At 63.5% G+C, this 7,179-nt stretch carries 5 protein-coding genes; all 5 read left to right on the forward strand.

Annotated elements, in window-relative coordinates; all coding sequences use genetic code 11:
• Positions 1 to 42 precede the first annotated feature (42 nt).
• Positions 43 to 1,269 carry an HlyD family secretion protein gene (locus ACE04I_RS22655; RefSeq protein WP_046794756.1) on the forward strand — a complete coding sequence of 409 codons (1,227 nt, stop codon included), beginning with the start codon at positions 43 to 45 and terminating at the stop codon, positions 1,267 to 1,269.
• A 27-nt stretch (positions 1,270 to 1,296) separates the two neighbouring features.
• Positions 1,297 to 2,889 carry a DHA2 family efflux MFS transporter permease subunit gene (locus ACE04I_RS22660; RefSeq protein WP_046794755.1) on the forward strand — a complete coding sequence of 531 codons (1,593 nt, stop codon included), beginning with the start codon at positions 1,297 to 1,299 and terminating at the stop codon, positions 2,887 to 2,889.
• A 144-nt stretch (positions 2,890 to 3,033) separates the two neighbouring features.
• Positions 3,034 to 4,053 carry a LacI family DNA-binding transcriptional regulator gene (locus tag ACE04I_RS22665; protein WP_046794754.1) on the forward strand — a complete coding sequence of 340 codons (1,020 nt, stop codon included), beginning with the start codon at positions 3,034 to 3,036 and terminating at the stop codon, positions 4,051 to 4,053.
• A 28-nt stretch (positions 4,054 to 4,081) separates the two neighbouring features.
• A complete protein-coding gene (gene xylB / locus ACE04I_RS22670) occupies positions 4,082 to 5,536 on the forward strand; it encodes a xylulokinase (RefSeq protein WP_046794753.1) in 1,455 nt (484 codons plus the stop codon).
• Between the two features lie 191 nt (positions 5,537 to 5,727).
• Positions 5,728 to 7,038 (forward strand): xylose isomerase, encoded by a 1,311-nt coding sequence (xylA, locus tag ACE04I_RS22675; protein ID WP_046794752.1) that lies wholly within the window; start codon positions 5,728 to 5,730, stop codon positions 7,036 to 7,038.
• Positions 7,039 to 7,179 lie beyond the last annotated feature (141 nt).

A 7,179-nucleotide genomic window follows, 5' to 3' on the forward strand; every position in this document is an offset into this window, starting at 1 on the left:
CGGTTCGACAGACGATAGCACCTCCGACGACGGTAAACCAAAATGACGTCCTCCCATAATACGGGCGCCCTGCGCGCCGTGACGAATGATAGCGCGGAATCTGTTGAAGTCGAAGCCCGCAAGCAGGCTCCGGCGGCCGAACAGCCTACCGCAGCACCGCCGGCGGATGCAATCGCGGCGCCGGCCGTCAGCCCACCCCAGAAGAAGAAGCGCCGCGGCTTTCTTCTGCCCGTCCTTGTCGTTGCGCTCCTCGGCGGGGCGGCCTGGTACGGTTACAACTGGTGGACCGACGGGCGGTTCCTTGTGACCACCGACGACGCCTATGTCGAAGGCGATATCGCCATCATCTCGCCGAAGGTTTCCGGCTATGTCGCGAAGGTCGACGTGGTCGAGAACCAGGCCGTGAAGGCCGGCGATCCGCTCGTTACCCTGGACGACGGCGATTACCGGCTCGCGCTCGAACAGGCTAACGCCAATATCGAGAGCGCCAGGCTCGCCGTTTCCCGCATCGATGCCCAGATCGTCGGCGCTCAGGCCACGCTGAAGCAGGCCGAGGCGCAGCAGGGCGCGCTTGAAGCGTCTCTCCGCGGCGCCGAGATCACTCAGAAGCGCGCCAGCGAACTCGCCTCCAAGTCGGTCGGCACCACGGCCGATCTCGACAAGGCCAATATCGCGCTGGATGAGGCCAAGGCCAATCTTGTCGCCGGCCAGGCGAATGTCGCGTCCGCTCGCGCCAATATCGAGCTTCTCCATGCCCAGCGCAACGAGGCCGACAACACCATCCGGGTGCAGGAAATCGCCCGCGACAAGGCCGAGCGCGACCTGAACTTCACGGTTCTCAAGGCGCCCTATGACGGTATCGTCGGCAATCTGGCGGTCCAGACCGGCGATCTCGTATCCGCCGGCAAGCGTCTCGCGGCGCTCGTTCCGCTGACCGAACTCTACATCTCGGCCAATTTCAAGGAAACGCAGCTCGGCCATATCGAGGTCGGCTCGAAGGTCCGCGTGCATGTGGATGCCTATGAGGATCGTCCGATCATCGGCACGGTGGAATCCGTTTCGCCTGCCTCGGGCGCGGTCTTCTCGCTGCTGCCGCCTGAAAACGCCACCGGCAACTTCACCAAGGTCGTGCAGCGCGTTCCGGTCCGGATCTCCATTCCGAAGGACGATCTCGAGCAGCAGCATCTGCGCGCGGGCCTGAGCGTCGTCGTCGATGTCGATACCCGTACCGCGCCCGCCGGCGGCAATGCCGTGGCGGCGGTAAAGTAACCGGACGAAGCTTCAAGGAGAACGGCCATGGCAACGACGGCCGTTGCGGGCGCCCCCTCTCAGGCAGGCTCCGCCGATCAACCCATGGACAGACGCAAGCTCATCGCGTTCTTCGCGATGGTGCTCGGCATGTTCATGTCGATCCTGGACATCCAGATCGTCTCGGCCTCGCTCGCCGAAATCCAGGCCGGCCTTTCCGCCGGCTCGGATGAGGTCGCCTGGGTGCAGACGTCCTATCTGATCGCCGAAGTCATCATGATCCCGCTTTCGGGCACGCTTGCGCGCATCCTTTCCACGCGCGTGCTCTTTTCCATATGCGCGGCGGGCTTCACCCTTGCCTCGGCGCTCTGCGCCACCGCGACCAATATCGAGCAGATGATTGTCTATCGGGCGATCCAGGGCTTTATCGGCGGCGGCATGATCCCCTCGGTCTTCGCGGCCGCCTTCACCATCTTCCCGCCCTCCAAGCGCGCCATCGTCTCACCGATCATCGGCCTGGTCGCCACGCTTGCGCCAACCATCGGTCCGACGGTCGGCGGCTATCTCAGCCATGCCTTTTCCTGGCACTGGCTGTTCCTCGTCAACATCGTGCCGGGCATCATCGTCACCGCGCTTGCCTGGTTGCTGATCGATTTCGACGAACCCGAGATGAGCCTCTGGAAGAAGTTCGACTGGTGGGGCCTCATCTCCATGGGCCTCTTTCTCGGCTCGCTGGAATACGTGCTGGAAGAGGGCAACAACAAGGATTGGTTCAGCGACGAGCATATCGTCGTCGGCTCCGTCGTGATGGTGATCGGAGCGGTGGTGTTCTTCTTCCGGGCCTTCAAGGTGGAGTTCCCCGTGGTGGATCTGCGCGCCTTCGCCAACCGCAACTTCGCCTTCGGCTCGCTCTTCTCCTTCGTAATGGGCATCGGTCTCTACGGCCTCACCTATCTCTATCCGCTCTATCTCGGACGCATCCGCGGCTACGATTCGCTGATGATCGGCGAGACCATGTTCGTCTCGGGGCTGGCCATGTTCTTCACGGCGCCGGTCGCGGGCTTTCTGTCGAACAAGCTCGATCCGCGCCTGATGATGGCGATCGGCTTCGGCGGCTTCGCGCTCGGCACTTATCTGATGACCGGGCTGACCCAGGACTGGGATTTCTACGAACTCCTGATCCCGCAGATCCTGCGCGGCTGCTCGATGATGCTGTGCATGGTGCCGATCAACAACATCGCGCTCGGTACGCTGCCGCCGGCCCGCATCCGCAATGCGTCGGGCCTCTTTAATCTCACCCGCAACCTCGGCGGCGCGGTCGGTCTTGCGATCATCAACACCATGCTGACCCAGCGGAGCGACGAGCACTATGCCCGCCTTTCCGAACACGTGAACTACGGCAATCCGGCTGCTCTCGACTGGCTCGACAGCGTCGGCGCCAATTTCGATTCCTACGGCCTCGACGGCGCCACCGCGGCCATGCAGAGGCTCTCGGGCATGATTACCCAGCAGGCCTGGCTGATGTCCTTCATCGACGTGTTCCTGACGCTGACCGGCCTCTTCGCAGGCCTCATCCTGCTCGTCATGCTGATCTCCAAACCCGCGGCGCCGCCGGCCGGAAGCGGTGGCGGAGGCCATTGAATTTCAAGGAAATCCACCGCCGGAGGGCCGCCGCGCAAGCGACGGCCCTTTGCTTTTGCGCGTCCCGCAATTTTTGAAGGGCGTACCTCAGATTTCTGATTTACGTACCTCAGAAATTCGGCTACGAAGGTCGGCGGAGGAGACATGAAGCCCACTGTCCACGACATCGCGAAGATCGCGGGCGTCAGCCTCGCCACGGTGGACCGCGTGCTGAACGGCCGGCCCGGTGTGCGCGAGATCACCCGCGGCCGGGTGGAGGAAGCAATCTCGACGCTTGGCTATGTGCGCGATCTCGCCGCCGCCAATCTCGCCAAGGGCCGGACCTATGCCTTCACCTTCATCCTTCCCGCCAACGACAATTCCTTCATGATCGGTTTGGCCGAGGAAGTACGCGGGGCGATCGCCCGCTCCAGTGCGGAGCGCACCGATATCCGCATCATCGAGGTGCCGCCCTTCGATCCGGCAGCGCTGGTCTGCGCGCTTGACGCGGTGGTGGAGAGCAGGCCGGCCGGTGCCGCCTTCGTGGCGATCGATACGCCCGAAGTGCGCGCGGCGGCCAAGCGGCTGCAGGCGGCCGGTATTCCCGTCGTCACTCTGGTTTCCGACCTGCCGGATTCGGGTCGCGACCATTATGCCGGTATCGACAATATCGCCGCCGGCCGCACCGCCGCCGGCCTCATGGGACGTTTCCTCTCCGGCCGAAAGGCAAAGGTCGCGGTGCTTGCCGGTTCCATGCTGGTGCGCGACCATCGCGAGCGGCTGGAAGGTTTCTCGGCAGTTGTCGGGGGCTCTTTTCCCGATCTCGACATCCTGCCGGTGCTTGAGGGCAGGGACGACCCGACGCTTGCCGAAACGGCGCTTGCCGAAGCATTCGCGAACCATCCCGATATCGCCGGTATCTACAGCCTCGGAGCGGGCAATCGCGGTCTCATCCGGGCTGTGCAGACAAGGCGGGAGCGGCCGGTGGTGATCGCCCACGAACTGACGGCCTCCACGCGCGCCGCTCTCATGGATGGGACGATCGATGCGGTGCTCAATCAGGATGCCGGCCACGAAGTGAGAAGCGCGATCCGCGTGCTGAAAGCCAAGGCGGACGGCCTGCCGGTGATCGCCGCGCAGGAGCGCATTCGTATCGACATATTCCTGAAAGACAATCTGCCGTGAGGCAGCGCATCCCATTAGGAGAAGCACCATGTATCTAGGGCTCGACCTCGGAACCTCCGGCGTGAAGGCCATGCTGATCGACGGCGATCAGAAGATCGTCGGTTCGGCCAGCGGCTCGTTGGAAGTCTCGCGCTTGCATTCGGGCTGGTCGGAACAGGACCCGGCGCACTGGATCCGCGCGACCGAAGAAGCTGTCGCCGGGCTGAAGGCCAAGTTCCCGAAGGAGCTCGCCGCCGTGAAGGGCATCGGCCTTTCCGGCCAGATGCATGGCGCGACGCTCATCGACGCCGAGGACAAGGTGCTGCGCCCCTGCATCCTCTGGAACGATACGCGTTCCCATGAAGAGGCGGCGGCTCTCGACGCCGATTCCCGGTTCCGCCAGATCACCGGCAATATCGTGTTTCCGGGCTTCACCGCGCCCAAGCTCGTCTGGGTGAAGAAGCATGAACCCGAAATCTTCGCAAAAGTGGCCAAGGTCCTGCTGCCGAAGGATTATCTGCGCCTCTGGCTGACCGGCGAGCACATTTCGGAAATGTCGGACTCGGCCGGCACCTCCTGGCTCGATACGGGGGCTCGCAAGTGGTCCGGCGAACTGCTCGCTGCGACCGGCCTTTCCGAAAGGCAGATGCCATCGCTGGTCGAGGGTACCGATCAGGCCGGCAGGCTGCGCGGCGAACTCGCCTTTAACTGGGGCATGGGCGCAGGCGTGGTGGTGGCCGGCGGGGCAGGGGACAACGCGGCCTCGGCCTGCGGCATGGGCACGGTCGGCGAGGGGCATGCCTTCGTCTCGCTCGGGACCTCCGGCGTGCTCTTTGCCGCAAACGCTTCCTATCTGCCGAAGCCGGAAAGCGCCGTCCACGCCTTCTGCCATGCGCTCCCGAAGACCTGGCATCAGATGGGCGTCATCCTGTCGGCAACCGACGCGCTCAACTGGCATTCGCATGTGACCGGCAAATCCGCCGCCGATCTTACCGCCGAGCTCGGCGATAAACTGAAAGCGCCGACGGGCGTCACCTTCCTGCCCTATCTTTCCGGCGAGCGCACGCCGCACAACGATGCCGCCATTCGCGGCGCCTTCATCGGGCTCGAGCACGAATCGAGCCGCGCGGTGCTGACCCAGGCGGTGCTGGAAGGCGTCACTTTTGCGATCAGGGATAATCTCGAAGCGCTGAAATCCGCCGGCACCTCGATCTCCCGCGTTACGGCGATCGGCGGCGGTTCGCGCTCCCGCTACTGGCTTGCCTCGATCGCCACCTCGCTCGGCGTGCCGGTGGATATCCCGGCGGACGGCGATTTCGGCGCGGCCTTCGGCGCGGCACGCCTCGGCCTCATCGCGGCGACAGGTGCGCACCCGCTCGCGGTGTGCTCGGCACCCGAGACGGCCGAGACGATCGAGCCGGTCGGGCCGCTCTCGGAAGCCTACGAGACGGCTTATGCCCGCTACCGGGCGCTCTATCCGGCGCTGAAGGCGCTGGCGCATTGAATTGATCCTGATCGGGAAGGGTGAAGACCCCTCCCCAACCCCTCCCCACAAGGGGGAGGGGCTCCAGTGCCCCGAACTTCGCTTTCCCGAATGGGCAGGCGATGCTCTGGTCCTCTCCCCCTTGTGGGGAGATGCCGGCAGGCAGAGGGGGACTTTTCGTAGTTTAACGAGTTGCCAAGGAGGATATGACCATGAGCACAGGATTTTTCGGCGATATTTCGAAGATCAAATACGAGGGACCGGACAGCACCAATCCGCTGGCCTTCCGCTTCTACAATCCGGACGAGATCGTCGCCGGCAAGCGCATGGAGGATCATCTGCGCTTCGCGGTCGCTTACTGGCATTCGTTTACCTGGCCGGGCGGCGATCCGTTCGGCGGCCAGACTTTCCAGCGCCCCTGGTTCTCCGACACGATGGAAGCGGCGAAGATGAAGGCGGATGTCGCCTTCGAATTCTTCTCGCTGCTCGGCGCGCCTTTCTATTGCTTCCACGACGCGGACGTTCGCCCGGAAGGCAATAATTTCGCGGAGAACACGAAGAACCTCAACGAGATCGTCGACTATTTCGAGAAGAAGCAGGCCGAAACCGGCGTGAAACTCCTCTGGGGCACGGCGAATATGTTTTCGCACCGCCGCTATATGGCGGGCGCGGCTACCAATCCGGATCCGGACGTCTTTGCCTTCGCCGCGGCGACGGTGAAGACCTGCCTCGATGCCACCAAGCGCCTCGGCGGTTCCAACTATGTGCTGTGGGGCGGCCGCGAGGGCTATGAAACCATCCTCAACACGGATTTCTCCCGCGAGCTCGACCAGATGGGCCGCTTCCTCAACCTCGTCGTCGAATACAAGTACAAGATCGGCTTCGAGGGCACGATCCTCATCGAGCCGAAGCCGCAGGAGCCCACCAAGCACCAGTACGATTACGACGTTTCCACCGTCTATGCCTTCCTGCAGAAGCATGGGCTGGAGAAGGAAGTGAAGGTCAATATCGAGCAGGGCCATGCGATCCTGGCCGGTCATTCCTTCGAGCATGAGCTCGCCATGGCGAACGCCTTCGGCATTTTCGGCTCGATCGACATGAACCGCAACGACTACCAGTCCGGCTGGGATACCGATCAGTTCCCCAACAACGTGCCGGAAATGGCGCTTGCCTATTATCACGTGCTGGCGGGCGGCGGTTTCAAGAACGGAGGCACCAATTTCGACGCCAAGCTGCGCCGCCAGTCGCTCGATCCGCAGGATCTGCTGATCGGCCATATCGGCGGCATGGATTGCTGCGCGCGGGGCTTGAAGGCAGCCGCCCGGATGCTGGAGGACGGCGCGCTGAAGAAGCCGCTCGATGCCCGCTACGAGAAGTGGGAAAGCCCGGAAGCCCAGAAGATGCTGCGCGGCGAATACAAGCTCGATGAGATCGCCGCCATGGTGGAGCGCGAAAACATCAATCCGGAACCGGTCTCCGGCCGTCAGGAATATCTGGAGAACGTCGTCAACCGGTATGTGTGAGGGCATTCCCCTCCCCAACCCCTCCCCACAAGGGGGAGGGGCTTAACCTGCCGCGCTGTTTTCCGTGCCGATGGGGACGGAGGCGGGGCGGCTTGTTTTCTCCCCCCCCCTTGTGGGGGAGATGGCCGGCAGGCCAGAGGG

This window comes from Rhizobium moroccans (assembly GCF_057559155.1).

What these genes read in the sequence shown, in the direction of transcription:
- ACE04I_RS22665 (WP_046794754.1), top strand. Translation starts at nt 3,034, where the DNA reads ATGAAGCCCACTGTCCACGACATCGCGAAGATCGCGGGCGTCAGCCTC.
- ACE04I_RS22660 (WP_046794755.1), top strand. Translation starts at nt 1,297, where the DNA reads ATGGCAACGACGGCCGTTGCGGGCGCCCCCTCTCAGGCAGGCTCCGCC.
- xylA (WP_046794752.1), top strand. Translation starts at nt 5,728, where the DNA reads ATGAGCACAGGATTTTTCGGCGATATTTCGAAGATCAAATACGAGGGA.
- ACE04I_RS22655 (WP_046794756.1), top strand. Translation starts at nt 43, where the DNA reads ATGACGTCCTCCCATAATACGGGCGCCCTGCGCGCCGTGACGAATGAT.
- xylB (WP_046794753.1), top strand. Translation starts at nt 4,082, where the DNA reads ATGTATCTAGGGCTCGACCTCGGAACCTCCGGCGTGAAGGCCATGCTG.